Origin of the sequence: Marinobacter alkalisoli, from assembly GCF_045449795.1 — a bacterium.
Classification (GTDB): Bacteria; Pseudomonadota; Gammaproteobacteria; order Pseudomonadales; family Oleiphilaceae; genus Marinobacter.
In genome coordinates this window covers 80005-103209 of record NZ_JBJJLB010000044.1, presented here as the reverse complement: position 1 = coordinate 103209, position 23205 = coordinate 80005, and the positions used below count along the sequence as shown (strand labels likewise).

General features: G+C 56.5%; 20 protein-coding genes. 13 read left to right on the top strand and 7 right to left on the bottom strand.

Annotated elements, in window-relative coordinates; all coding sequences use genetic code 11:
• The 8 genes from ACJO3M_RS19240 to ACJO3M_RS19205 all read left to right on the top strand — a co-directional run.
• The coding region (locus ACJO3M_RS19240; protein WP_407002998.1) for a type VI secretion system Vgr family protein at positions 1–1908 on the top strand (1908 nt) is incomplete at its 5' end.
• An 11-nt stretch (positions 1909–1919) separates the two neighbouring features.
• Positions 1920–2462: a DUF4123 domain-containing protein gene (locus ACJO3M_RS19235; RefSeq protein ID WP_407002997.1), complete on the top strand. Its 543-nt coding sequence runs from the start codon at positions 1920–1922 to the stop codon at positions 2460–2462.
• A 39-nt stretch (positions 2463–2501) separates the two neighbouring features.
• Positions 2502–6386 carry a hypothetical protein gene (locus tag ACJO3M_RS19230; RefSeq protein ID WP_407002996.1) on the top strand — a complete coding sequence of 1295 codons (3885 nt, stop codon included), beginning with the start codon at positions 2502–2504 and terminating at the stop codon, positions 6384–6386.
• Between the two features lie 466 nt (positions 6387–6852).
• The gene (locus ACJO3M_RS19225) at positions 6853–7377 is read left to right on the top strand and encodes a hypothetical protein (RefSeq protein ID WP_407002995.1); all 525 of its coding nucleotides are present in this window, start codon (positions 6853–6855) and stop codon (positions 7375–7377) included.
• Between the two features lie 191 nt (positions 7378–7568).
• Entirely contained in the window at positions 7569–7811 is a 243-nt protein-coding gene (locus tag ACJO3M_RS19220; protein WP_407002994.1) for a hypothetical protein, read from the top strand.
• 209 nt (positions 7812–8020) lie between these two features.
• On the top strand, positions 8021–8557 hold the full coding sequence (locus tag ACJO3M_RS19215; protein WP_407002993.1) for a hypothetical protein: 537 nt from the start codon (positions 8021–8023) through the stop codon (positions 8555–8557).
• A 280-nt stretch (positions 8558–8837) separates the two neighbouring features.
• Positions 8838–9293, top strand: coding sequence for a hypothetical protein (locus tag ACJO3M_RS19210; RefSeq protein ID WP_406989081.1), 456 nt, complete (start codon positions 8838–8840; stop codon positions 9291–9293).
• Positions 9293–10771 carry a hypothetical protein gene (locus tag ACJO3M_RS19205; protein WP_407002992.1) on the top strand — a complete coding sequence of 493 codons (1479 nt, stop codon included), beginning with the start codon at positions 9293–9295 and terminating at the stop codon, positions 10769–10771. The genes ACJO3M_RS19210 and ACJO3M_RS19205 overlap by 1 nt, the downstream gene beginning before the upstream one ends.
• 1 nt (position 10772) lies before the next feature.
• On the opposite strand, the gene ACJO3M_RS19200 is transcribed toward ACJO3M_RS19205, so the two are convergent.
• From ACJO3M_RS19200 to ACJO3M_RS19190, 3 genes are read right to left on the bottom strand one after another with little or no spacing between them, the layout of a single operon-like run.
• Entirely contained in the window at positions 10773–11492 is a 720-nt protein-coding gene (locus tag ACJO3M_RS19200; RefSeq protein WP_407002991.1) for a hypothetical protein, read from the bottom strand.
• 3 nt (positions 11493–11495) lie between these two features.
• Positions 11496–12413, bottom strand: coding sequence for a hypothetical protein (locus tag ACJO3M_RS19195; RefSeq protein WP_407002990.1), 918 nt, complete (start codon positions 12411–12413; stop codon positions 11496–11498).
• A 6-nt stretch (positions 12414–12419) separates the two neighbouring features.
• Positions 12420–13151, bottom strand: a complete 732-nt coding sequence (locus ACJO3M_RS19190; RefSeq protein ID WP_407002989.1) for a DUF1190 domain-containing protein — start codon at positions 13149–13151, stop codon at positions 12420–12422.
• Between the two features lie 165 nt (positions 13152–13316).
• Between ACJO3M_RS19190 and ACJO3M_RS19185 the strand changes: the two genes are divergently transcribed.
• From ACJO3M_RS19185 to ACJO3M_RS19165, 5 genes are all read left to right on the top strand, one after another.
• Positions 13317–14480, top strand: a complete 1164-nt coding sequence (locus tag ACJO3M_RS19185; protein ID WP_407002988.1) for a glutathionylspermidine synthase family protein — start codon at positions 13317–13319, stop codon at positions 14478–14480.
• A gap of 142 nt (positions 14481–14622) precedes the next feature.
• Positions 14623–15336, top strand: coding sequence for a DUF1266 domain-containing protein (locus ACJO3M_RS19180; protein WP_407002987.1), 714 nt, complete (start codon positions 14623–14625; stop codon positions 15334–15336).
• Positions 15333–18089, top strand: a complete 2757-nt coding sequence (locus tag ACJO3M_RS19175; RefSeq protein ID WP_407002986.1) for a hypothetical protein — start codon at positions 15333–15335, stop codon at positions 18087–18089. Before ACJO3M_RS19180 ends, ACJO3M_RS19175 begins: the two co-directional genes overlap by 4 nt.
• Before the next feature lie 17 nt (positions 18090–18106).
• Complete coding sequence (locus ACJO3M_RS19170) at positions 18107–19789, top strand: Hsp70 family protein (protein ID WP_407002985.1); 1683 nt, start codon at positions 18107–18109, stop codon at positions 19787–19789.
• Between the two features lie 96 nt (positions 19790–19885).
• A complete protein-coding gene (locus ACJO3M_RS19165; protein ID WP_407002984.1) occupies positions 19886–20314 on the top strand; it encodes a hypothetical protein in 429 nt (142 codons plus the stop codon).
• A 182-nt stretch (positions 20315–20496) separates the two neighbouring features.
• On the opposite strand, the gene ACJO3M_RS19160 is transcribed toward ACJO3M_RS19165, so the two are convergent.
• The 4 genes from ACJO3M_RS19160 to ACJO3M_RS19145 all read right to left on the bottom strand — a co-directional run bounded on the left by ACJO3M_RS19160 (position 20497) and on the right by ACJO3M_RS19145 (position 23148).
• The gene (locus tag ACJO3M_RS19160) at positions 20497–21591 is read right to left on the bottom strand and encodes a rhomboid family intramembrane serine protease (RefSeq protein ID WP_407002983.1); all 1095 of its coding nucleotides are present in this window, start codon (positions 21589–21591) and stop codon (positions 20497–20499) included.
• Between the two features lie 63 nt (positions 21592–21654).
• Positions 21655–21987, bottom strand: coding sequence for a hypothetical protein (locus ACJO3M_RS19155; protein ID WP_407002982.1), 333 nt, complete (start codon positions 21985–21987; stop codon positions 21655–21657).
• 46 nt (positions 21988–22033) lie between these two features.
• On the bottom strand, positions 22034–22729 hold the full coding sequence (locus tag ACJO3M_RS19150; protein WP_407002981.1) for a PspA/IM30 family protein: 696 nt from the start codon (positions 22727–22729) through the stop codon (positions 22034–22036).
• Positions 22730–22743: 14 nt separating this feature from the next.
• Complete coding sequence (locus tag ACJO3M_RS19145; protein WP_407002980.1) at positions 22744–23148, bottom strand: YjfI family protein; 405 nt, start codon at positions 23146–23148, stop codon at positions 22744–22746.
• Positions 23149–23205: the final 57 nt, after the last annotated feature.

The following is a 23205-nucleotide window of genomic DNA, read 5'->3' as shown; positions in this document are numbered from 1 at the left end:
TTCACCGGTGTGGTCAACGAATTCGCCCGCGGTGATTCTGGCCACCGCCGCACCCGCTACGAACTCATCATCCAGCCCCCGCTGTGGCGCCTGGGCCTGATGCACAACAGCCGCATCTTCCAGACCCAGACCACCGACGCCATCGTACGCACCCTGCTGGAAGAGCGGGGCATCGTCGATACCGTGTTCGATCTCAAGCGTAACCCGGAAGAACGGGAATACTGCGTCCAGCACCGGGAAAGCGACCTGGATTTTGTAGAGCGACTGGCCGCCGAGGAAGGCTGGCATTACCGCTACCACCACGGCTCGGTCGACGGCGAAGAACAGCCGGCCCTGATCATCGCCGATCACCACGGCGACGCCCCCAGGCTCGAGTCCGTGACTTACAACGGCAAAGCCGGCGGCAGCACCCAAACCCCCTGCGTGTTCCGTTTCGCCCATCAGGAGCGGGTCCGCGCCAGTGCCGTGGCCATGAAGGATTACACCTTCAGGAACCCGGCCTATGCCCTGATGCACGACAGTGCCGCGGGTGATGTCCAGCACCGCGAGGATTACCAGCACTACGACTACCCCGGCCGCTTCAAACAGGACGCCAGCGGCCAGCCCTTCACCGAAGCCCGGCTGGACGCCCTGAGAAACGACGCCAGCACCGCCAGTGGCAAGAGCAACCGCGCCGATTTCACCGCCGGCGCCAAAGTGGCCCTGACCGACCACGACAGCGAGACCCTGAACCGGGAATGGCTGCTGACCGCCATCACCCACACCGGCAAACAGCCCCAGGCGCTGGAAGAAGAGGGCGGTTCCGAACCCACCAGTTACAGCAACAGCTTCAATGCGATCCCCGCCGACCGCACCTGGCGCTCGCAAATCAAACGCCGTCCCAGAATGGACGGCCCGCAGATCGCCATCGTCACCGGTCCGGAAGGCGAAGAGATCCATTGCGACGAACACGGCCGGGTGAAAGTGCGCTTCCCGTGGGATCGCTACTCAAAGAATGACGAACACAGCAGCGCCTGGCTTCGAGTCAGCCAGGGCTGGGCCGGTGGCCAGTACGGTTTTATGGCATTGCCGCGAATCGGCCACGAAGTCATCGTCTCCTTCCTGGACGGCGACCCCGACCAGCCGATTATTACTGGCAGAACCTATCACGCGACCAATACACCGCCGTATGCGCTGCCGGAACACAAAACCCGAACCACATTGAAAACCCAGACCCACAAGGGCGAGGGCAGCAACGAACTGAGATTTGAGGACGAGGCAGACAAAGAGCAGATATACGTCCATGCCCAGAAAGACCTGGACCTGCTCACGGAAAACAACCGTACCGAAGTCATCAAGAACGACAGCCACCTGACCGTGGACAACCACCGTAAGGCCCACACCAAGGGCGATGACCACGCCACGGTGGATGGCGAAAAGCGGGAACAAACCGGCAAGGACCACAGCTTCAACGTCACCGGCACCCTGCACCTGAAAGCCGGCACCGCCTGGCTCAGCGACTCCGGCACCGAACTGCACATCAAGGCCGGCCAGAAAGCCGTGATCGAAGCGGGCGCCGAAATTACCCTCAAGGCCGGCGGCAGCTTCGTGAAAATCGACCCCAGCGGCGTTGCCATGGGTGGCGCGGCCATCAAGATGAACGCCGGCGGTGCTCCGGGCAAGGGCGGTGGGCAGAAGGTTCAGGTGCCTGAGATGCCTGGGTTGGTGGATAAGAATGGTGGGACTGTGTCGCCTGTGCAGATTGCGGAGGTTGGTCAGCGGGCGAATGCCGAACCGAAACCTGTGGTTGCTCACCGGCTGAAACAGGCGCGAATGAACCGGACGGCAGTGGTGGAGCAATGCCAGGAGCGGCCTGATGGTTCCTGCCCACTGAGTGACTGTCCTTGTGGAAAAGCCCAGAAGGCATAAAGGGAGGCCTTATGGCAAGACGATCAAAGCAGGGCGACGACACCCTTTATCTGATACTGGAAAGTGCGGGAAGTAAATCGTTGCTGCAATCGCTTTACGAGCAATGCGAAGCGCCAGTATGGCAGCTGCTATTCAGTGAAACGCAGTGGGCCCCCTATGAAGATGAGAGCCCGCTAGTCATCCAGACAACCCGGGACAGTGACCTATACCGGTGGGCTCTGAAAGGACTTGGAAAGACGGGTGAACTAAGTGGTTTGATTGTCGAGTCGGATGAAAACCTTGAGACATTGCTGCACTGGGCGAGAGAGCGTCTTACGGTGACGTTGGATGGAGTAAGAAAAGGCCTGTTGCGATTCTACGATCCATTGGTCTGGCATAGCCTTAAGCCTGGCGATATTGGCCAGCAAGGCATAGTAAGCTGTGTGGTTTACTTACACGGCAGCCCCGAAGAGGGTGAATGGCTGACCAACCAAAATCCGGAACCGGTAACCATGGCGGAAGTCCCCATGTTGGAGCCAGAGCAACTCCGTAACCTGAGTCTGGCCCGTGTTTAAGCATCAAAATAGCGGTTATAAAACTAAGGGATGACAAGGATGTCTGAAACAGAATCAACCCAAAATTCAGGAAGCTGCGGTCCCGCCTGTGAGGGTGACTCGCTCATAGTTGAAGTGCTGGGTAAGGGTCACCCTGAGGGCCAGCAACTCCGCATACTGCGCCATGGAGATTCAGCTCCTTACACCGCCGTTGATGACAAGCGGGGGAAAGAGGCCCTGGACTCTAGCGTCCTGCATGTCTGGTCCTGGGAAAATAGCCCGCAAGCGGATGTAGCACTGGAAATTGAAGCGGATGAAGGTGACAACCCGTTACGAGTGCCCCTATACAGCCTTCCCGAGGTAACTCCGCGGGAGTTGATTCGTCAGAGACTGATTCTTGCTCCGATTGTGCCGCTCACTTTAGTGGAGCGGGAGGAGCCAATAGCGGGAGTGCCGGCACAACAGATTGTCTCGGCAAGATCGGGTTATCTTTACCTGTTCCGGGATAACCGGTTGTGGCGTGAGATACATATATCCCAAGATGATGAAGGTCGCCTCCTTTTTCGGGACGTTGCGTTGAGTAATTACAGGGAAGCAGGGCAGCAACGTCTGACTGCGAACACGCGCCCGCCCACGTCGGTGCCCCTGGAAGAGATCTGGGTGCCCGTGAATTACTACCGTACAAGTGCCACCTATGCCAGTGATGTCAGGATGGCCTGGTCCGAGGTCCAGTGGTCTGCTGCCCGCATAGACTACCTGGAAAACGATGGATCAGCCTTTAGCGAGCGCACCCAGAGGATTGTGCAGCGGCCGGATGCCCGCTGGCACCCACGGTTCGCGGAACTGGTTTCACTGGATGAAGTGGAGCCTCAGCGTGGTCGGCAACCTCTACTAGAAGAACAGTTACCGTGTACTTTCGACTTTCTCACCAATCTTGACGGCGGGTATGGGCTGGATTGTTACAACCTGGCTGTCGAGGAACAGCAAAACTTCTTTGCCGGTGGCGAAAATGCCGAAAGTGCATGGCGTGAAAGCCAGTACCTAAACACAGACCTCGGTCCTACCGCAGCAATCCGGGATATGGTGCTTCGGGATCTGGATAGCAAGAAGGGTGAAAGCGAGGCTGCGGAGGATAGCAGCTGCACCGTGTGGGAGAACATTGGCGAATCGGCAGATATCTTTGAGGACTGCCGCACTCGGGGCATATTGGGAATCGTCGTTTACGATGAACTCTATGAAGTCCGTAAGGCCATGGCCCGAACCAATGCGGGACTGCAGTACCAAAAGAGCATCCGTGAGTGGGTTAGCCGCCAGCCCCATTACCAAAGCGCCGAGCTGGTGGAGCAAGCGGTAATGCCGGAGGTTCTTGGCGGGCAGCCAAACCCCCTGAACAAGCATACCGAACACCTCGACCTGTCCCTGACGGGTAAGCTCGAGCTCGCTCTGCACCGGGCCTACCGGGCCCACGGGATCAATGCCATCAAGGCTGCCCAGAGGAGGCTGCTGGCCCTGATGCAGGACACCCATAATCAGGCCCGACTGGCTGACCTATTCTCTCTGGAGGGCGGAGACTACCAGAGTGGCTTTGTGCTGGCAGGGCAGTTGTTCAACGCCCTGCAGCACGATGCTGAGACCGTTGACAAGCCCTGGCTGGCTGGCAGTAATCCTGATTGCGACACCCGATGCAGCGGCCGCCTGAGCGACCCGGACGATAGCCCGGCCCGGGAGGGCTCCCAGCTTGTCCTGGATATCGCCAGAGAGGGGTCGGGCCAACCATTGCACGCCATGCTTTTCCCGAAACACGACGCCGTGCCGCTGGACCAATCCTATGTCCCACCGGAGCCGGAAGCCAACCCCGGAGATGGCCTGTTCCGGCCCACGGCCTTTGCTGAACTGGACAAGGACAGCAAACTGCCCGCACAGGAGGACCTTCAAACCCTGGAGGTTGCCTCAATAGTTGCTTTGACCGAAGAGGGTGCCTTCGACTCCCTCAGCCACTTGAGGGCTGTAACCAAGGCCCTCGATGGGATCAGTGGCCAACTGATGGATCAGTTCGGCAAGGCTCAGCGGCGTATACTTGGTGAAATGATGCGCATCGACCTGGACATTCACGGCCCCATTGTCCGCGCCCTGAAGGCAATGAATCCCTCTTTGCTCGGCGAGATTCACCTCCTGCCCCAAGGGTCGCAGGGGCTGAAAATGGTCCTGCTGGGCGTGGAGGATCTCGAGATCGGGTTGCGCAATGGCCTGACGGAAGCGGAACGCGACTACTTTAACCGCAACAACCGTAGCGGCCGTTTTCTGGGAGAAATCGAGGATGGCGAAGGTCGCATCATCGGCAGCACCAACCCCAACCGGGTGCCCGGCGGGGTGGATGTAGAAGATTCTGGCCGGTTCTACGCCTTCATGGCACCCGCTGATTCGGAGTTGGTGAAGAACTACCGAGAGGTGCGGGAACAGTTAAGCCGGCAGCGTAGTCTGGGCAAAGCCCTGGATCGGCTTGGGTTGCCTTATGTGGTGTTGGGGTTTGAGTTTTGGAACATCATGAACGAAAACGCTCGGTATGATGAAGTTCTTCGGTCACGCGGACAGGTTCGTGCGAACGCAGGGGATTATTCTGCAAAAGCGGATCTTACAGTCGCTGTTATTGCAGTCGCGGAGCAACTGTCCAAGAAGCTAATGAACAGCACAGCCATTGCTCGCCAAATGAATCGGGTTGTGTTTGACCTTGAGAAGGCCGTAGCTGCTGGCCGAATCTCCCAGGCGTTTGGGAGTCGCTTGCCACGAGCGGTAACCCTGCGTATGGCGTCGGTTTCTGTATTGGCCATACTGGACGCTGGCATCCGCGCGGCAGATGCTATTCACTACCTGAGAACAGGGCAAACCGCTTCTGCGGTGGCTATGGGGGGCTCCAGTGTTGGCGCCCTGATGACGGGATGGGCCAGCGCGGCGTTGATGAGTCCCGGTACCGCTGCGGCTTCCAGTACCGGGGCGGTATTGGGGCTGAGTACCCCGGCGGGCTGGGTCATACTGGGTATCGGCCTAACACTGATCGTTGGCGGATCGCTGGCGGCCAGCTTACTGGAAGACGATGAACTGGAGTCCTGGCTCAAGAACGGGCCGTTCGGAGACTACCGCAACTCATCGTATGAGCACCTGTGGGGAGAGACTCCAGAAACAGATGCACTAGCCGAAGATGATGAGGAAACGGAATCCTCAGGTGGTTTCTGGTCCTGGCTCCCCTGGGTGGACGGTACCCCCGAGGATCCAGCACCCAAGCCAGTACCGGAGCGGGAGGCCTTCTACAGGCTTGCCAATATTCTTGCGGGTGTCCGGATCGAGGAATCGCTGCACCATGTAGATTCGGAGGAGGCGTACCGGTTGGCTGAAGCTCGCCTCAGAGACAGCGAGTCACCGCCTTCCCGGAAGGAGGTAGATGCTTTACATGAGGAGTTGATGAAGACCAATTTTCGGGTGGTGGTCAAAAGCAATTTGGTGAGTGTTTTGGGGGATGCCGCACTCAAGGTTTACATTCGTCGCCTTAAGGAAAAGCGCCGGCCCAACCCACCGGCGGGTGGCACCACCGTGGTCAGTCGTGAACTGCAGGAGTCCCCCGATGACGAATGGTGGCTCCACCAAAAGCCCTTGCCGGATGGTGTAGAATACTGGCTGCATACGCCCCAGGCGGAGGGGCTGGTGTACTACGAGTGGAAGATAAGGACGCGGATGGTCGCGAGTCTGGGCACGGACCGGGAGTACGTCTTCCCGGCCCCGCCAGTCAGCGACCCGCTCGTCTACCAGGCGGGCGAGCATGGGGATCACGATGCCCCGGATTTTGCCCAAGACGGCGCCCCTTTCTGGGCCAGCCTGACCACCAACCGGGTAGCCTTGAATATCCGGGCCTATCGTCACTTGAACACTGTGGAGGAAGCCTCCAATGGCTGAGAGTACCTACTACAGCCCTACCGCCTGGCAGCCCGGGCGGGATGGGAAGCCAGCCCGTCGAGGGCAACTAGACACTCGCTCCCGAAGCTTTCGATTCCAGTGGGCAGCGGGGGAAAAGTTGTCCAAGGGATATGTACCTGATTTGGTGCCAGGCGATTTTCTGGAAACCTGGCCGCCAGGACAAGACGAGGACTCTAACTGGTACATTGACAAAGGGCATGGCAAGGAGAAAAAGAAAGTACCGATTGCCTGGATCAATCAGGAGAGCATTCGCTGGGCCACGCTACCGAGTTCCTCATGGCGGTGGTTGATATCGAAGGCCTTTGCTAAGTTCATTTTACTTGGAGGTGGCGCCCTGTTGCTCCTTCAACTTTTAGAGGCAGTTTTTCTAAGTGATCGCAACCCAACTCCTTATATAAAGGAGTTTTTTATTCCTGCTTTAGTTTACGTTGGCGGACCATGTGCTGTGGTTTGGAGCGGAGTAAGTCTCATCGAACGCCTCTTCCCCGGCTGGATCTACAAGGACCCCAGGGGGCCCCAGTGGGAATTCAACCGCCGCACCGGGCTGATTACAGTGTTCCGTAATCCCAAGAAGAAAAGGGATGCTGGCCAGATAGCGTGGCAATCCCCGTTCTCGGAATTTGATGGCTATGTCCACAGCGGCCCTACTCACCAGGGCCTGCCACTGTATTACGGGGCAATGGTTCACCGCTTCCGGGAAGAAGCTTTGACCCTGACCGCTTTCCAGGCCGCCTCCGCCAATGATGAAGACCACAAGGCACAATGGAACTTCTGGCTGCAGTACATGGACAGCACGGCTCCGCTGCCGGACATTCCTCTGTTCGAGCCTCACCGGAGTAAAGACCCGGTGACCGCCGAGTACGATCGCAAGACCGAACGCAATCCCAGGTATTGGAGAGACATGGACGAGGCCACCTATAAGCAGAAGACCAAGGAAATGTACCAGCGCTGCCTGAAGGCGTTTGGTTAGGAACCCTACAATGGCTGAGAGTACCTACTACAGCCCCACCGCCTGGCAACCCGGACGGGACGAGAAGCCGCGCCGCCGAGGGCGGCTGGACGCTCGCTCCCGAAGCTTTCGGTTTCAATGGGCGGCGGGGAAGAAGCTGCTAAGTAGTTATTCAGCTAACCAGAATTCCATTTCACAATAAGGAGATAATGATGTCCGAAAGCCGCGATTACCTCGAACTGTCATTCAGATCCATTCAGTGCTTTGCCGACGACGGAAAGCTCGATGCAAAGGAGTTGGGCGAACTTGTTCGTATCGCTGAACGCGATGGCGTGATTGATGAGAACGAAATCCGGGTTCTTCGCAACATCATCTCGCGGATCAAGCCCGAGGAGGTTGATGACGCGATGATGCGCAGACTGTCGGAGCTTGAGAACAAATTGGTCACTGCCTGACGGCAGTCAAGAGCTAGTCACGGAAGATAATAGAGGCGTGCCAACGAGCAACTGAACCGCGCCTTTGAAAGCGGCATGACTGTCGCCCGAAAGGGTCCGTTGTCTCAGTGGCAGATACGGCGCCAGTCAACACAACAGCGGAAGCGAGGCGGGGCGACTCAGGGTAGCGCCCTACTGTAGTAGGTTTGTGGGGTTGAGGAGTAAATTGAATGGAGTCAATGTATAAGGATATGCCGGTCATCAGGACCCGAGTCTACCTGAAAGATAAGCCTTCAATTTACGTGACGGGCGTGATGTTTCTCGGGGTGGCAGGTTTGGCCGGTTACTTTATGTATGAGGATACATCCTTTGTTTTTGCGATGGGGTTTATGCTATTCGCGGGTCTATTCCTTTTCAGTATCTGGTATCGCGATTTCAGAGTTCGCAACAATGTTATTGAGATCACCCCGCAATTCCTGAGAATTGACGACTGTGAATTCAAAGAGATTCCGTGGTCGGACATTTCCCGCTTTGAAGTCGTTGATCACTTCAGCACGCGCCTTGGCCGCTTTGTGCATCTTGTTATCTATGCGAAAAACAATGATAAGTACATTAGTGCGAAACGGGGGCGCTTCTTCTGTCGGCAACGGGCTGATGGCGGTATATTTGCCACAGACCTCTACAACTACGCCGAGGATCACAAGAAGATTCGTAAGGATTTGTCTGATGCATTAGAAAATAGCCGGTTCATATCCTGGCCGGAATGATCTTCATGAGTTTACAAAGAGCACCATGAAATACTGAGGCGAACATGATGAACCCCCTGATTCTTTGAAACATCATCTCGCGGATCAAACTCGAAGAGATTGATGACGCAATGAAGTGCAGACTGTCGGAGATAGAGTGGAACCGGACCACAGCCCGAGGGTAGCCACCACGATAATTTCGAGAGATAATAGTCGCGTGCTAGTGAGCGCGGCCAGCATGGCCGCAGATTTCCGCTCTCAGGAACAGTAGAAACACAAGGAAGACAACAGGAGTAAAGGAATGGAATCCCCCTCTAAGCGTCAGCTCACAATAGCTGACCTGCCTTATCGTATTAAAGATTTCCCTCTCATCGAAAAGCTGGAATCCCGCCAGAAAGTTGGTGGTTTTTTTAATGTTGTTGGCATTGTCATTGCGATCATCGGTGGACTGATCATGATCGGCGGGCCGAGCTCTATCCGTGTCGGTTTGGGTGGACCCTCATTCGGTGAAATTCTACTGCTTAATCCGGGTCTGGTGGTTTCAATGGGGGTGCTTCTGATGTTTATCGGCAGCCAGATTGTGCCTCCGGTGATTCAGGAAATCGACACTTTTATCGCGGACAACTTCACCCTGGTTGATGATGAAGGCAACCCTTCGCTAGAGGGCGTGATTCATGGCCAGATCGAGGATGAAGGCCATTTGAAGTTGGTTTTCGTGCCCACTTCTGACAAACCACTGGTAGAGCAGGGTGTGTGATGGCGGGGCCGGATGTTGCTGGGCTTCGCAAAGCTCTGGATGAGAATGACAAGAAGCACTTGTTGGGCGTTTGGGCCGAGCAGCCCTTTTTTGCGTTGTTTTGCCCGGACCAAGACGGTGTTGAGCGGCCAATTTCGGTACTCTTTGGCGATGAAGTTGCCCTTCTTATAAGCCTGACCGAGGACCAGGCGACGAACCTGATTTCGTCGGTTGATTCAGGGGATTTCGGCAAGCCCACCGTGAAAGCAGTTCCACTTTGGGAGCTGGCCCGCCTGGCCTATTCGGATGGTGGCACACTGGCCCTCGTCAGTGAAAGCATACTGTTTCAGCGGTCAACACTATTGCTGCTTGGTTATACCGTTCTGCTAGAAAGCGGGAAGGGCGAACCGACTTATTGCCGCATTAAAACCATCTCTCTGGAAGGCGAGGCGGGTGTGGATATGGCGCCTGGCTGCGTCCAGCAATGGTCTTTCACATCCGGCACCAAAGCGGACAAAGCTCCCAGACTGATATTCGACGATTCTCTGGATTGGCATCAGAATCCATACCTGCCAAGGCTGCCGGGAGAGGCCGAACCCGCGTCGACCCTGTCTGCGCAGGAACGTGCTGTTTTTGATAGTAGGGCAAGACCAAGCTTCACGAACGTCTCTCCGCCAAAGAAAACCGCTAATGTTGGCGATGGCAGGGAGCCCGCAACCAATCAGGCGCTGCCAGACGAATACCTCAGCGGCCCAACGCAGATTTATTCGCTGGTGGAAGAGTACCTGTTCCCGGTTGCCAAGCGGCTCAAGCTTGAGGTTCGGCCAATCGGTACGGATCTGACCCAGTTTGATATTCAGTACCTTGATGAGGCCTACACGATTAACGGCATCAGAATTACGCCCGTCAGCCTCTATAAGGAATCCATCCGTATCGATCAGTTGGGTGATCTGCCCTGCCAGCTTCCTTCTGCACCAGGCCTCCATCCGGTTCCCGGAGCATTGAAAGGCCAGTTCAATCGCTATCTTGCCTGGGGAATGTTTGCTGAATCCCTACGATTTGACGGCAGCTTCAATTTTCTTGGCGGTCAGCTAAGAAACCTTCTCTGTGCCACACCGGACAATGGAGACACTCCGTTTTTCTGTAATCCCGAAGATCGTCGTTTCCCCTATCTGGCTCGCTTCAATTGCGCCGGAAAGGCGGTTCCTGTCATGGTTCTCGGCGCTCAGGGCGATCATTATGTCTGCAACCCTCTCGAATGCGCGGAGATTCCAGAAGAGCAGGTTCCGGTCGACATGCCCCGGCGTGAGGATCTGATTGTTAATGGCTTTATGAGGTTGTGGGAGCTTTCCGGTTCTGTTCTGTTGCCAACTGATTATCTGGACTGCCCGGAGCGTTTGTACAAAGGTGTGCATCTTTCGGCCCGATACATGTTGTCTGATGCCAGGACTGAAATTGCCATGCTGAGCCACGCCCTGAAGGGCGGGAGAGCGGCCTGAGTCAGGCATTCAAGCGATAGTCACGGCGCTCGAGCAGCCAGCTAACGGTCTGGGAGATTGCCCAGGCCGCCAGCAGGTATAGTTGGCAGGCAAAGAATAAGCCCCCGGTGCTGCTGACAAAGTGAATAATCGCCAGCGGGATGTTGATGAACACAAACAGCGCCATCAGAGAGCCGTCTTTGGCTTTTGTCGTGAAGTGTTCTTTGAGGCTGAGGGGCTGCCATTCGGGAATGTCGTTCGCCTCTTCCGGCTCCAGTTCCGAAATGGTTCTGGTGTCAGCTTCCAGGTGCCAGCCGGAATCCAGTGGCTCTTTCAGTTCCAGTGCATCGCCTTCGGCCCGTTGACGCAGTTCCAGTGCCAGCGATGTAGTCTGGCCGGAGTTCAGGTGGGTAATGGTGCGTTGAGCAAGGTCGACGTTGTACATGTGTCGCCCCGTGCCGGCAATCAGGGTGATAAGGGTCAGCATCAGCCAGGCTGCGGACCAAATGGCCAGAATCAGCAGCAGGTTGTTTTCTCCCCAGGCGGTAAAGGTGAAAGGCACCACGAATCCGTAACAAAGCACGGCAAACACGGGAAACCAGATAACCAGAAGGCTGGTGATGGCGCTGCTGTTTCCGGTCAGCAGGAACTGTGCGGTGTTATTCTGGCCATCCGGTACACGTTTCAGTGTGTTCAATGGGGTAGCCGCCTGGAGTGACGTTTCGGCAATGTCAGTTGTCATGATTTACAGATTCCTTTCAACAGGCAAAAACACCAGATTGTAATGCTGCCCGGAGCTGAGAAGTTGCGTGTCCTTGTGCGTCTCGTCCGGCGCGGTGTCTGAAAGCGCGATGGCATACTGCGAATTTTTCGTGGCCAGGGTGTGGAGCAAAAACATTGGCGCACCGGGTGGTTTGTAGGGATCCCATGAGCGCGTTGCGGTAACCGGCCGGATCAGGCCCTGGGCAAAGGGGGGCAGGGCGTCTTTTTCGGAGATTTTCTCCAGCAGGTCGCTGGTGCCGGCAAGGGAACCTGATTGCAGCAACAGTTTGCCTTCACGGCGAAGCCCAACCACTGCGTCCGGCCAGGTCAGCTGGCGCCATTGCTCAAGTCCGGCGAGGGAGATGTGCTCCTCCGCCGGCAGGTTCTCCCAGAAAGCCTTTAATTCGTCGATGCCAGACTCAGGCAGAAAAGTGAAGGCACGCTCATAAGGGCCGAGGGGATCGCCGTCATGCCAGATCGTTTTATATTCCACCTTTCGGGCAGAGTAACGGTTTAGGGAAGAGTCGACGTCCACGCCACGAATGGAGACGATCTGTCCGGTGTTCCAGCTGCCTTCGGTGTTTTCCCATGAAGTTACGGTCTGAACGCCAACCACCTGGAAGCTAATGAGCTGGGGCGATACGCAGCGAACCAGAAACCGGGGAGAGGGGTTTGCCTGGGCCGGTACCGGGCGGCTGCATTGCTCTGATTTTATTCCAACGTCCTCGTGGGTGAGCGGTTCGTCTTCGTTGGGCATAAGCCAGCGCAAGGATTCAGGTGCTTCCGTAAGCGTCTGGTGCAGGTCTTCGGCAAGTTGCTCCGTTGAGGTTTCCGCCTGTGCAGGTGCTGTGACAAAGCAGCCAATAACCAGTATCAGGCGAAGGTAAGTGCGTGTATGCATGGGTGGTCAGCTCCTTGCGGCCTGCATGGTTTGCTTGGCAGTCGCCCCAAAGCCACCCCGCCGGGTTGTGCCGGTGTAGGTTTTGCCGGTATTGGCCGCCAGCTGTGTACGTGCCCGGGTAACGGGGCCGCGAAGGTTCTTGTTGCCAAGATACTGCCCGTTGGCTGCTACATAGTGCCAATAAAAGGGAACGTGACTGTGATGTGAGGCGTTATCGTTGTCGCCGGTGTTGTTCAGGGTGTGGTCGGAAATGCCATACACGGGTTGCAGCTGGCTTCCATCCAGTGATTCCGGCGCAGGTTGTTCGCCCTCATAGGTGCCATCAATCACAGACTGGTCAACCAGGAACGATGTATAGGGTGGCCGGTAGTAACCGTCCCCAGTGCTCTCGCAGGTGGACAGGCTCTCCGTGCTGCACCAGCCACTCGCACAGGATTCTTCACCGGTGACATGGGCAAAATCTGCTTCACACTGATGTCGGGAGGTGTACCTGGGGGCCATTTCCGGGTGCCGGGATGCTGCTTCCGCGTCGAGGCTTTCACAGTAACCAGGGGCAGAGGAGAGTGCTGACTGGCAGGCTTGCAGGTTCTGAAAAACACGCACGTCGGTGTGCAGTGGATCAAGGCCGAGCACGGCGAATGGCGTGGCGCCCATGAGTACCAGAGTGGCAGCCTGGGAGCGTTTCTGACGACGGGTGCGGGGTTGCAGGGCGGCGCTCATCTCTTCCTGAGTGGCCATGGAGTATCCTTCTCCTGAGTGCGATTTTTGGCAGAAATTTATAGCAAGTGACAGGAAAGGTCAATCCGGGCGATAGCGCGCCGCTTCCCTGATGGCGTGATTCTGGTTAGACTCCCGCGCTTTTGGTTTGTATCGGATTGACACGCTCAGGGAGAAGGAAGCTCCATGAAACGCATTCAGATTGCCCCCCGCCCGGACTGGTGTTCCCAGGCAGAATCTTCCGGATTTCATTTCCACACCCTGGAAGGGGAGCCCTACTGGGACGAAACCGCCTGCTATCAGTTCACCCTCCGGGAGATTGAGGAAGACATCGAAGCGCCGACAGAGGCTCTTCATGCCATGTGCCTTGACCTGGTGGCAGAGGTTGTCTCCAGTGAACGCCTGATGAGGCGACTGGCGATCCCTGAGAAAGCCTGGGATTTGATTGCCGACAGCTGGAAGTTTTCAGAGCCTTCGCTCTATGGCCGCATGGACTTTTCTTACGATGGCCAGGGTCCGGCAAAATTCTACGAATACAACGCCGACACACCAACCTCACTGTACGAAACCGGCTTCTTTCAATGGCTTTGGCTGGAGCAGCAAATCGGACGGGGGCAGCTAGCCGCAGGGGCGGATCAGTTCAACCGCCTGCAGGAAGCCCTGATCGAGCGACTGGAAATGATTGGCCGCGCCGGGCAGCCGTTCCACCTGGCCTGTTGCCGGGACCACCCCGAGGACGCGGGCACCATCGAGTATCTCGCGGACTGCGCGGAGCAGGCCGGGCTCAAGCCTTCCACCCTGTTCGTTGATGAAATCGGCCTTGGCGCCGGCGAACGCTTTATTGGTCTTGATGATGCCCCTATTGATCAGCTGTTCAAGCTCTACCCCTGGGAATGGATGTGGCAGGAGGACTTTTCTTACCATGTTGCCACCGGCGGCGCCCAGTTCGTGGAGCCTCCCTGGAAGCTGATCCTCTCCAACAAGGGCATCCTGCCGCTGTTATGGGAACGACACAAAGGCCACCCGAATCTTCTGCCCGCATGGTTTGAGGGAGACAAAGTCTGTGATCCTGCACCGGAACGCTGGGTGCGCAAGCCTCTGTTCTCGAGAGAAGGCGCGAACATTTCGATTGAATCGGGAGCCGGCGTGGAAGCTCAGGTGGAGGGACCGTATGGGAGTGGGCCAACGATTCTCCAGAGCTGGTGCCCGCCTCCCCGATTTTCCGGGCATTACTGTCTGATCGGCAGCTGGGTGGTTGGCAGAGAAGCCGTTGGCATGGGAATCCGCGAAGACAACACGGCGATCACGCGGGATACCTCGCGGTTCGTGCCTCATTTCATTCTGGACTGAACGGTTTCCCATTCCGATAAATAGGTTTTGGCTCTGGCCTTGCCTCGGGAGTTGCCTGTCCTCGGGCCTACAAAAACGGCTTCAGCACGGTTAAACTTTCAGCTCTGGGAACAATCAACAATTTTCTTCAAGGATGGAAGATATGCTACCCAAAGAGCAGCAGCTCTGGCTCATGGCTTTGAGCAGCCCAATGGTTGCCCTCAATATCAAGGACGCCGCCTATAGTATTCCCTCCTTCTGGTCCGGTGATACCACAGATAAACAAAATAACTTGCTGAAGTCGTCCTGGGGCATTGAGAACCGGGAAGGGCTTTTGTCTACAGTAACCCGCATGATGGATCATGGCCATGCAGCGTCTATTGGTGGGCGTTACTGGGCTTGGCACCAATCCCTTCCGAGTGAGCGTGAGAGTGCGCGTGCGAACATGTCTGATATCGCCCGTTTGCAGGACGCCTTCCTGAATAAAACGGCAATGCTCACCGGTCGAGGAGGGATTCGGGCCTGGGATCTGGGGCGTATGGGATTCCTGCTACGCAACGGCTTGTACTTGGGCTACATCAGCGAGGGGGAGTTTGTATACCTGCAGTTGCAACTGGGCTTTCGTGCCTTGTACTGGCACCGTTCGTGGGAGCAGTATCTGCAGGCTTTCTTTTGTGGGCGCCTGCTGTGGATGACTCTGGGTATGGAGGACCCCGCCGAGGTGCAGGAGTTCCTGTTTGGAACCGCGCCGGGCTGGTTGCACCGCGTCTTCAACGAAGTCATGAACTCTTCCGACAACCCTGCAAACTACTTGCCCTGGAAGATCAGGCTCGACCATCTTGATCGGCCTGGCTCACTGGGTGAGGAGGGGGTATGAACGATCAGGTGTGGGGTGTTCTGGGAATCGAGGCGACGAATGATGAGCGGGCGATCAGGAAGGCCTACCTGGCACGTTTGCCTGAGGTTCATCCAGAGGAAGACCCCCAAGGCTTTAAGGCACTTCGGGAAGCCTATGAAACGGCTCTGGACAAGGCACAGCAAGGCTGTGCCCAAGACCATAGCGAGGTGTCCCCTGAGGTCAACACGCCTGAAGAAGATCCAGCGCTCAGCGAAGCCAGGGGCTGGATGGATAATCTGGTACAAATAGAAAGGGACCCAGCTCTGCGGTTTTTGGAGGAGCCTTATGAACAGCTTATCCAACAACTGGGAACCCTGTCCCTCTCTGCGCTGTACACCCTCACTCAGCCAACGTTGAACTGGGCCATGGATCATCGATACCTTCCCAACCGGGTGCTCAGGCATCTGCGGGATCGGTTGGAGTGGTCTGCTTTGTTGCCTCAATATCCAGCCGACCAGGCGCTTTACCTGGAGGATTTCCTGGTGGGGCTGGATGCTGAAGATGTCTTCGATCTTTCCACGCTAAAGCGTTGGCCGACTCCGCTGCAGGAGGCCACCTTGCGTTTCCTCACAATGCTGGCAGGCGAGTATGGCCGGGGTAATCTGGCGGCGGTTGAGATGCTGCTTAATGAACCTGGAGTGTTCCTGCTTCCGGAATGTCCCCGTGCCGCGATGCTGGTGCTGCGGTGTTACACCGCTGTAGAGCAACCAGTATCGGAAGAGTGGTTGCATTATGCCCAACGACTGCTGAAACATTTGTTCGACCAGCAGCCAGAGGACAGGTGCTGGCTGTTGGCGCAGCTCCACTCACATCGGGGAGATTATCTGAACGCCATGTCAGCGCTGCGCCCCTTGGTCACAGTCGACGCATCCCCGGAAATCAAGAGCTTTATTGTTGAGCTGCATCAGCGCTTCCGTCCGGAATGGGTGCCGCTTTGGGTGATGCTGCTGAAGCCTGGGCTGCAACAACCCCTTGATGCTGCAGAATGCATGGTAATGACCACGTCTCGACGGGCTTTGGCCAGGAGTGAGGGCCTTCTGCACGACAGTATCACGCGCCTGATAGACAGCGTTCTGGAATGTTCAAGCCCCTACGAATGTCCTGATCCGTTTTTCTTCGAGAGCCACGAGCCAAATTCTCTTGCTTCGCTATACGAATGGCTGAAGCAGCTTCTTGCCGGCCCACGGGTGTTTCATTGTCAGGAGGTTAATCCGGAGCACCTGAAGGCGGCCATGCCCGGACTTGAGCTTCCAATGCAACTGGCCGTTGAAATTCTGCTTGAGCATCAGTGCCTTCAGGAGCAGAGCTGGGCTGAGTTGGACAGGGTGGTTGATCAGGCAGGGAAAGGTTCCTTGCCGGCTGTCTCGCGCTCGATGTTATGGCGGGTTATCAGTTATTGCCCGGATGCTCCGCTGGAGACCTTGCAGCGCTTGGTCGAAGGAGCTGGTATTGAGGTTGGGGAACCAGAATTGGTCCGAATCCCCGCAGATATCATTGAGTGGGTGAAGGACCGTATCGGTCTTGGCAGTCAGCACTGGTTTGAAAAAGCGTCCTTTCCAGACAGTGCGGAGCGAGTCGATGACTGTATCCGGCTGGGCCTGTTGCTGGATTGCAAACCGGATCGGCTGCTCGACCCGGGCGCTCGTGGACTTCTCGAGAGAATCCTGGCTCATCCCGAGGACACGCCCTTCAAACTGCTGGCTGACCTGGTATTGAACATTGGTAATGGGGGCGGAGAGAGCTTCTTGCTCAATACCTTCTGCCAACGCCATGTAAACACTCTGGATAACTCCGGCCTGGGTAGGTCATTTGCACGACTGCTGAGAACACCCGGTATCATCCGGTATGTGATGCAACACTGGCCTGGGGATCATCGGTTGCCGGATGCTTCGTGGGTCCCGTTTTTGGCGGCGTTGTTGGGCGATAGTTCCGAAAATTCGATCGATAACCTGTTGTTCCTGTTCCTGGTAACGTTTGATGACGCCATGGCCGAATCGATGCCAGAACCGTTGACCGGGCGGCCCATGCCGCGCATGGAACGGATAAAAATGCCCTCGGGGGTCCGGTTGGCCGAAGCATTGACCATGCGCCCGGAAGCATTGAAGCCCATCAATGAGTGGAGCGCGGATTATCCGGAATACGTGGCAGCTTCCGTGGAGTTGTTGGCGCTCTTAAACCGGCGTTCGCCACAGGAATGGCCTGAGTTTTTGAGTATGAGCCGCCTTTACCGTGTCTATAAAGGTGAGGGACGAGAAAAGCAGATGGTTGACCGTCTCTTATCTGGTTTGCTTCTACGCAGTGTGGAAAAGCGGTTGGAGCACCTGCGAGAAGCAATAAAGCCAGAGCGGCACACCGCGTTTATTCCCTTCTGGTTTGGGGGGCTTCTGAGTCGTCGAGATTTCGCACTTCATCTGATGATTTTCCTGGGGGTTGTTTTCACTTGGTGGGCCAACCTGTCGTCGTTGTCCTTTGAAGTGTCACTTTTTACTATGGGGGCGTTGACCTTGGGGGTTATCAGCAGCCTTGCGCGCCGGATGAGGGACGCAGGTTTTGGATCCCCCCGCATCGTTCTTGGGATCGCTTTATCAATTGTGTTTCCTTTTGTTGGCCTCTTTGTTTTGGGGATCATGCTGATAAAGCCATCTGCCGCACAGCTCGATGATCACCCTTTTAATCAAGACACTTCTCTCACGGAAATGCTGGGCCAATATAGGGCCAGCCTCGATGCATAGAAAACAAGGACTGTTTCATGAAAGCTATACCAGTCGGCATAGATCTGGGGACCACCAATAGTCTGATCGCGGTCTGGCAGGATGGAAAAGCCCACCTTATACCCAACAGCCTGGGGCAGGTGCTGACTCCCTCTGCCGTGAGTGTGGATGAGGACGAAAGCTTGTTGGTGGGCGCTGCGGCGGCCGCCCGGCGCGTATCCCACCCGGAGCGAACTGCGGTTGCGTTCAAGCGTTTCATGGGGGCTGACCACCGCTTTGACCTTGCCGATGGGCACAGTTATACGCCAACGGAGTTCTCTTCATTTGTTTTAAGCAGTCTGAAACAGGACGCGGAAAGCTACCTCGGGCAGGAAATCAAAGATGTCGTCATCTCGGTACCGGCGTATTTCAATGACGAGCAGCGTAAACACACCGCTTTCGCGGCCGAGCTGGCTGGCCTTAATGCCGTGCGGTTGATCAACGAGCCAACCGCAGCGGCCATGGCCTATGGTTTGCACGAGGACGCAGACCGGCTGTCCCTGGTGTTTGATCTTGGCGGGGGCACGTTTGACGTTACCCTGCTGGAATATATCGGCCCCGTCATCGAAGTCCGTTCTTCAACGGGCGACAATTTTTTGGGTGGAGAGGATTTCACCGGGGCTATTGTGGACGCTTGCCTTGAAGACTGGGGGCTGGTGCGGGACTCGATAGATTCACCCTCTTTGGCAGTTCTGGTCGCTAAGGCAGAACAGATGAAATGTTTGTCGACGCATCAGCGCGATCAACTTGTCTGGAGCTGGAACGGCAAAACCTGGCAGTGGCCAGCTGCAGACGGCGTCGCCAAAGTATGGAAGCCGCTGCTGGACCGTTTGCGCCAACCTTTGGAGCGCGCGCTCCGGGATTCGAAAATCGACCCCCGCTCGCTCGACAGTATCGTGATGGTAGGCGGTGGCACCCGGCTTTGGGAAACCCAGCAACTGGTCAGTCAGTTATTCGGGAAAATGCCCCTGCGTAGCCTGGATCCGGATACTGTCGTGGCCCTTGGCGCAGCAGCCCAGGCAGCCTGCCGCCTCAGGGATGACGCGGTTCAGGAAATCATCATGACAGACGTCTGCCCCTATACGTTGGGTATTGCCATCTCGACCGACGTTAACGGCGAGCGTGTTGACGGCCTTATGTCACCGATTATCGAGCGCAATACCACCATACCTGCGTCCAGGGAACAGATCTATTCCACAAGCAGGGATGGCCAGGAAGCGGTGAGTGTCGTGATCTTTCAGGGTGAGCGGCCTCGGGTCAATGACAATGTGTTTATCGGTGATATCACAGTGCCGGTGCCACCCGCTCCGGCGGGTCGGGAAGGCATCGCGGTGCGCTTCAGCTATAACATTGATGGTTTGCTGGAGGTGGATGTAACCGTACTGTCGACAGGTGAAAAGACCGAACGGCTGATTGACCGCAGCCCCAACGGCCTCACCGAAGAAGAAAAGCGGGCATCCCAGGAACGGTTGAGCCGGGTGAAAATCCACCCCCGTGATGAGATGCCCAACCGCACCCTTCGGGCAAGGCTGGAAAGCGCCTACTCGCAGGCTCTAGGGCAGGAGCGTGAGCAGATTATGGGCTGGCTCAATGAATTCGAGGTGGCGTTATCCCGCCAGGATCCATCGGAGATAGCTCGGTTGAGAGAGACCCTGGATAATGCAATAAGGGAAATGTCGTGAAAGCTGAACCGGACTTCCTTGTAAGGGAGCGCTTTCATTTTCCTTCAAGCTCTGTGTGTTTTTGCAGTATTAGGGTTCCTGTGGCTCGGCGGCTTTATGTATCTTTGGGAAACTACTTTGGTGCGCTGCAGCAGAGCAAGGCGTTGGTATCCGGATTGGTTCAAGCGCCTTCTCGGGATATTTCCAGCTCCCGATTTGATGGGTGCGATGGTCTTTAACAGGCGGACTGGCACGGTGCGTCATTGCTCTTGGTATGTGTCTAATATCTATTGTTTTTCTGAAATCAGTGGGCGTATTAGGCCAAACTATAAAAAGTACGGAGCTGACTATTCAGTTGACCTGTGGCTCCCGGATCAAAACCTGCCCTTTGCGAGCCTGAACAGATTATTTGACCGCAGAGCCGATGCGCTCGAGTACTGGGAGTTTGTGAAAAGCTATATGGAACCCGGTACACCGCTGCCTGATTTGCCTTTTCTCGAGCAGTTCCAGAGAAAGGGTGCTGCGAATCGCCACAATGTCTCTTGAGTCAATACTGAATCAAAAAGACGATCTCAAGAGCGTCCGGATACGCCCCGCAAATAATCGCTGTGGTAACTTGCCACTTTGACGACAGAGGGGGAGACGCAATTGAGGCGCAGCGTCCAACAAAGCTCTGTTTGTTCACTTATCCCTCCCTGGACAAACTGATTGGGTATTTTGGGCACGGTTCAACGCCGCAAAACCGCCTCCGGCTGATTCAGCATCGCTATCAGCGGATTCTTCCGGTGCACATAGTCTTTGAGTAAATATCCCAATAACAGGCCCAGCGCGAATCCGCCAAGGTGTGCCGCCCAGGCAACACCGCCCTGGCCGGTAAACATGCCGAACAGGTTGATCAGGCTCCAGATCAGGAAGTACCAGTGGGGCGCCAGTTTCTTCTGGTACACCACGATCATGAACGTGAGGCTGGCATGGCGGAACCACATCAGGTAGAGGCCGAACAGTGCAGCGATGGAGCCGCTGGCGCCGACCAGCAGTAAAGGCCCCTGAGCGCTATCGAAAAACAGCAGTTCAGCCAGGGCGGCCATAACGCCGGCAAACAGGTACAGGGCGAGGAAGGCGCCATGGCCCAGGGCGTCCTCCAGGTTGTCACCGATGATCCAGAGGAAATACATATTGCCAGCCAAATGCATCAAGCCGCCATGGACAAACTGATAGGTGATCAGCTGCATCACGAAGTGGGTCGGTTCCTGGGTGTTCGAGTTCAGGCCGAGGTTTGTGAAAATCCACTCGTTGGCCGCTGGCGTGAGTATGCCGGCGAGATAAACCAGGCCGCAGATAACCAGCAAAGCGCGGGTCACCCAGGGAGTTCGGTGAGGCCGGATGTTGTATTCCACGGGCATTGCCGTGAAGAACTGGAACAGCCAGGATTTCCAGTTGACGCCTTTGTTCAGGTTGCCCAGCGCCTGCTTCAACCTCGGAGAGTGCATCACTTGATCCACTTCCGGTTTATCAAGCCATACGCCGTCGCAGCGTGGGCAGCAGTCGATTTCGGTGGTGTAGTTTTCCAGTAGCTGGTAGTGAATCATCGGAACGTTGCAGCGGCGGCACAAGCGGTCGCTGTTGCGCAGGGCGGGGCCCAGGTGCTGTTCGTGATCGTATTCGTCAATGTCCGTGTGCTTATTGGCAATGGCCCGGTTGAGGGCGCCATCCTCAAACCACAGGCCGTGACAGTGCCGGCAATCGAGTATTGAAGGGTTGCTGGTTGCCACCAAACCATCGGTGGTGCAGGCGGGGCAGCGCTTATAATGTGTTCTGGGCATGACGTCCCTTTCCTGTGCTAATGCTTATCCCTGGTACATTGCCCTGGTCGGCCAGAGCCCGGATTATTTGTCCGGTTCGGTCAGGTAGGAGCGGGCAAACGCCTGCAGCTCCTCCGCCACCCGCTGTCGGATGGCCGCCCGATCCTCGGGCGCGAGATTATATTTCCGGGCCAGTACGTCAAAATCCTCATCCCGGAGGGTGACCGTCAGCCGTGGCCGGGCCCGGTTCTTTCGGTAGGGCAGCTGCAGGACTTTGCGCACCATGTCAGCGGTGTTCATGTCCTGCAGCGCCGCAGAAACGCGGAAGGCCCGCTGAATATCGTTGGAGAGATCGAAGGCCATTTGCATGGCCTGAACCGCACGTTCCTCTTTTGACCAGTCCCGTGTCTTTGGCATTGGCTTAGCCTGGGTATTGCGCCCCCTGCTCATGGGGGCGCTGAATTTACTGCGCCGGATTACCTTTCAGGCGGGCAAGAACGTCGTTGACGGCGTCTTTCTCGCTGTCGATTCCGGCAGCTTTGAGCTTTTCATCCAGATCGGCGCCGGTGAGCTCTTTTTCGAGGCTGGCGCTGGCATTCTGGCGGTCTTCCTCCCGGGCCTGGCGATCACGGATGCGTTCCAGGGTTTCCTTGGCGGAGCTGAAGGAGGACTGGTTGCTGTTGATGTTGGTATCAATCTGGGCAGTGGTGCGCAACACCCGTTCATTGGTTTTGACCACCTGAAGTTCGCGGCGGTAGTCAGCCAGCTGTTTTTCTGCCCCTTTCACCCGCTCTTTCAGGCCGGTGATACGCTGTTGCAGCCGTTCGCGAGTCTGGGTCAGTTCCGCTGCGCGACGCTCATGGCCGACGATTCGTTCAGCCACTTCCCGGGCCAGCTCTTCCTGGCCGGCGGCCAGGGCTTTGCGGGTGTCTTGCTCGCGCTTGCTGGCGCTGTCCTGTTCGGAGCGGATCTGCCGGGCCAGGGAGGCGGACTCCGCCATCAGGCTCGCCAGCTCCTGCTTGGCCTGCTTCAGTTCCTGTTCGGCGTCCCGCAGTTCCTGTTCCAGAATACGGTTGCCCTGGCCATCTACAACGGCTTCGCCCAGTTCGTTAACACCACCGCGCATGGCGGTCAGAATTTTTTTCAGTACCGTTCTCATGTCTCACCCCTTGCTCAAGCCAGATAGTCTTCAAATGTCTGTAACAGGTCGATGGCATTCTCGGCGAGCGTGACCAGTTCCTGCATGATTTCCGCTGTGCCTGAAGTCGGGCTCAGGGCGCCGTACACCACGTAATGGTCGCCGGTTTTGCCCAGGGCGCTCAGGGGCATGGGCACGCTGATCCTCAGCATGTTTTCATGCAGGTCATTCATCTGCTCGGGGTTCAGTTCCTGTTTGTCAAAAAGATACGCGAGGCACAGAATCTGGGTGTCGGTTACGGTAACGTATACGGGCGTTTCTTCGGCACCGGAAACCGTGACCTGAAGCACCGGTTCGTCACCGGCAACGGGCAAAACATCGAAGGTGCGGCCGGCATGGGTAGCATCACCCAGGGCCAGGGTGAGAGATTGGGTATCCACGAATTGCTCCTTCCTGTGGCATTGAATCGGTTCGGCCGATCCGGACGAACCTTGTCC

Coding starts and splice junctions, on each gene's coding strand:
- ACJO3M_RS19235 (WP_407002997.1), top strand. CDS start 1,920: ATGGCAAGACGATCAAAGCAGGGCGACGACACCCTTTATCTGATACTG.
- ACJO3M_RS19230 (WP_407002996.1), top strand. CDS start 2,502: ATGTCTGAAACAGAATCAACCCAAAATTCAGGAAGCTGCGGTCCCGCC.
- ACJO3M_RS19220 (WP_407002994.1), top strand. CDS start 7,569: ATGTCCGAAAGCCGCGATTACCTCGAACTGTCATTCAGATCCATTCAG.
- ACJO3M_RS19215 (WP_407002993.1), top strand. CDS start 8,021: ATGGAGTCAATGTATAAGGATATGCCGGTCATCAGGACCCGAGTCTAC.
- ACJO3M_RS19210 (WP_406989081.1), top strand. CDS start 8,838: ATGGAATCCCCCTCTAAGCGTCAGCTCACAATAGCTGACCTGCCTTAT.
- ACJO3M_RS19205 (WP_407002992.1), top strand. CDS start 9,293: ATGGCGGGGCCGGATGTTGCTGGGCTTCGCAAAGCTCTGGATGAGAAT.
- ACJO3M_RS19200 (WP_407002991.1), bottom strand. CDS start 11,492: ATGACAACTGACATTGCCGAAACGTCACTCCAGGCGGCTACCCCATTG.
- ACJO3M_RS19195 (WP_407002990.1), bottom strand. CDS start 12,413: ATGCATACACGCACTTACCTTCGCCTGATACTGGTTATTGGCTGCTTT.
- ACJO3M_RS19190 (WP_407002989.1), bottom strand. CDS start 13,151: ATGGCCACTCAGGAAGAGATGAGCGCCGCCCTGCAACCCCGCACCCGT.
- ACJO3M_RS19185 (WP_407002988.1), top strand. CDS start 13,317: ATGAAACGCATTCAGATTGCCCCCCGCCCGGACTGGTGTTCCCAGGCA.
- ACJO3M_RS19180 (WP_407002987.1), top strand. CDS start 14,623: ATGCTACCCAAAGAGCAGCAGCTCTGGCTCATGGCTTTGAGCAGCCCA.
- ACJO3M_RS19175 (WP_407002986.1), top strand. CDS start 15,333: ATGAACGATCAGGTGTGGGGTGTTCTGGGAATCGAGGCGACGAATGAT.
- ACJO3M_RS19170 (WP_407002985.1), top strand. CDS start 18,107: ATGAAAGCTATACCAGTCGGCATAGATCTGGGGACCACCAATAGTCTG.
- ACJO3M_RS19165 (WP_407002984.1), top strand. CDS start 19,886: ATGTATCTTTGGGAAACTACTTTGGTGCGCTGCAGCAGAGCAAGGCGT.
- ACJO3M_RS19160 (WP_407002983.1), bottom strand. CDS start 21,591: ATGCCCAGAACACATTATAAGCGCTGCCCCGCCTGCACCACCGATGGT.
- ACJO3M_RS19155 (WP_407002982.1), bottom strand. CDS start 21,987: ATGCCAAAGACACGGGACTGGTCAAAAGAGGAACGTGCGGTTCAGGCC.
- ACJO3M_RS19150 (WP_407002981.1), bottom strand. CDS start 22,729: ATGAGAACGGTACTGAAAAAAATTCTGACCGCCATGCGCGGTGGTGTT.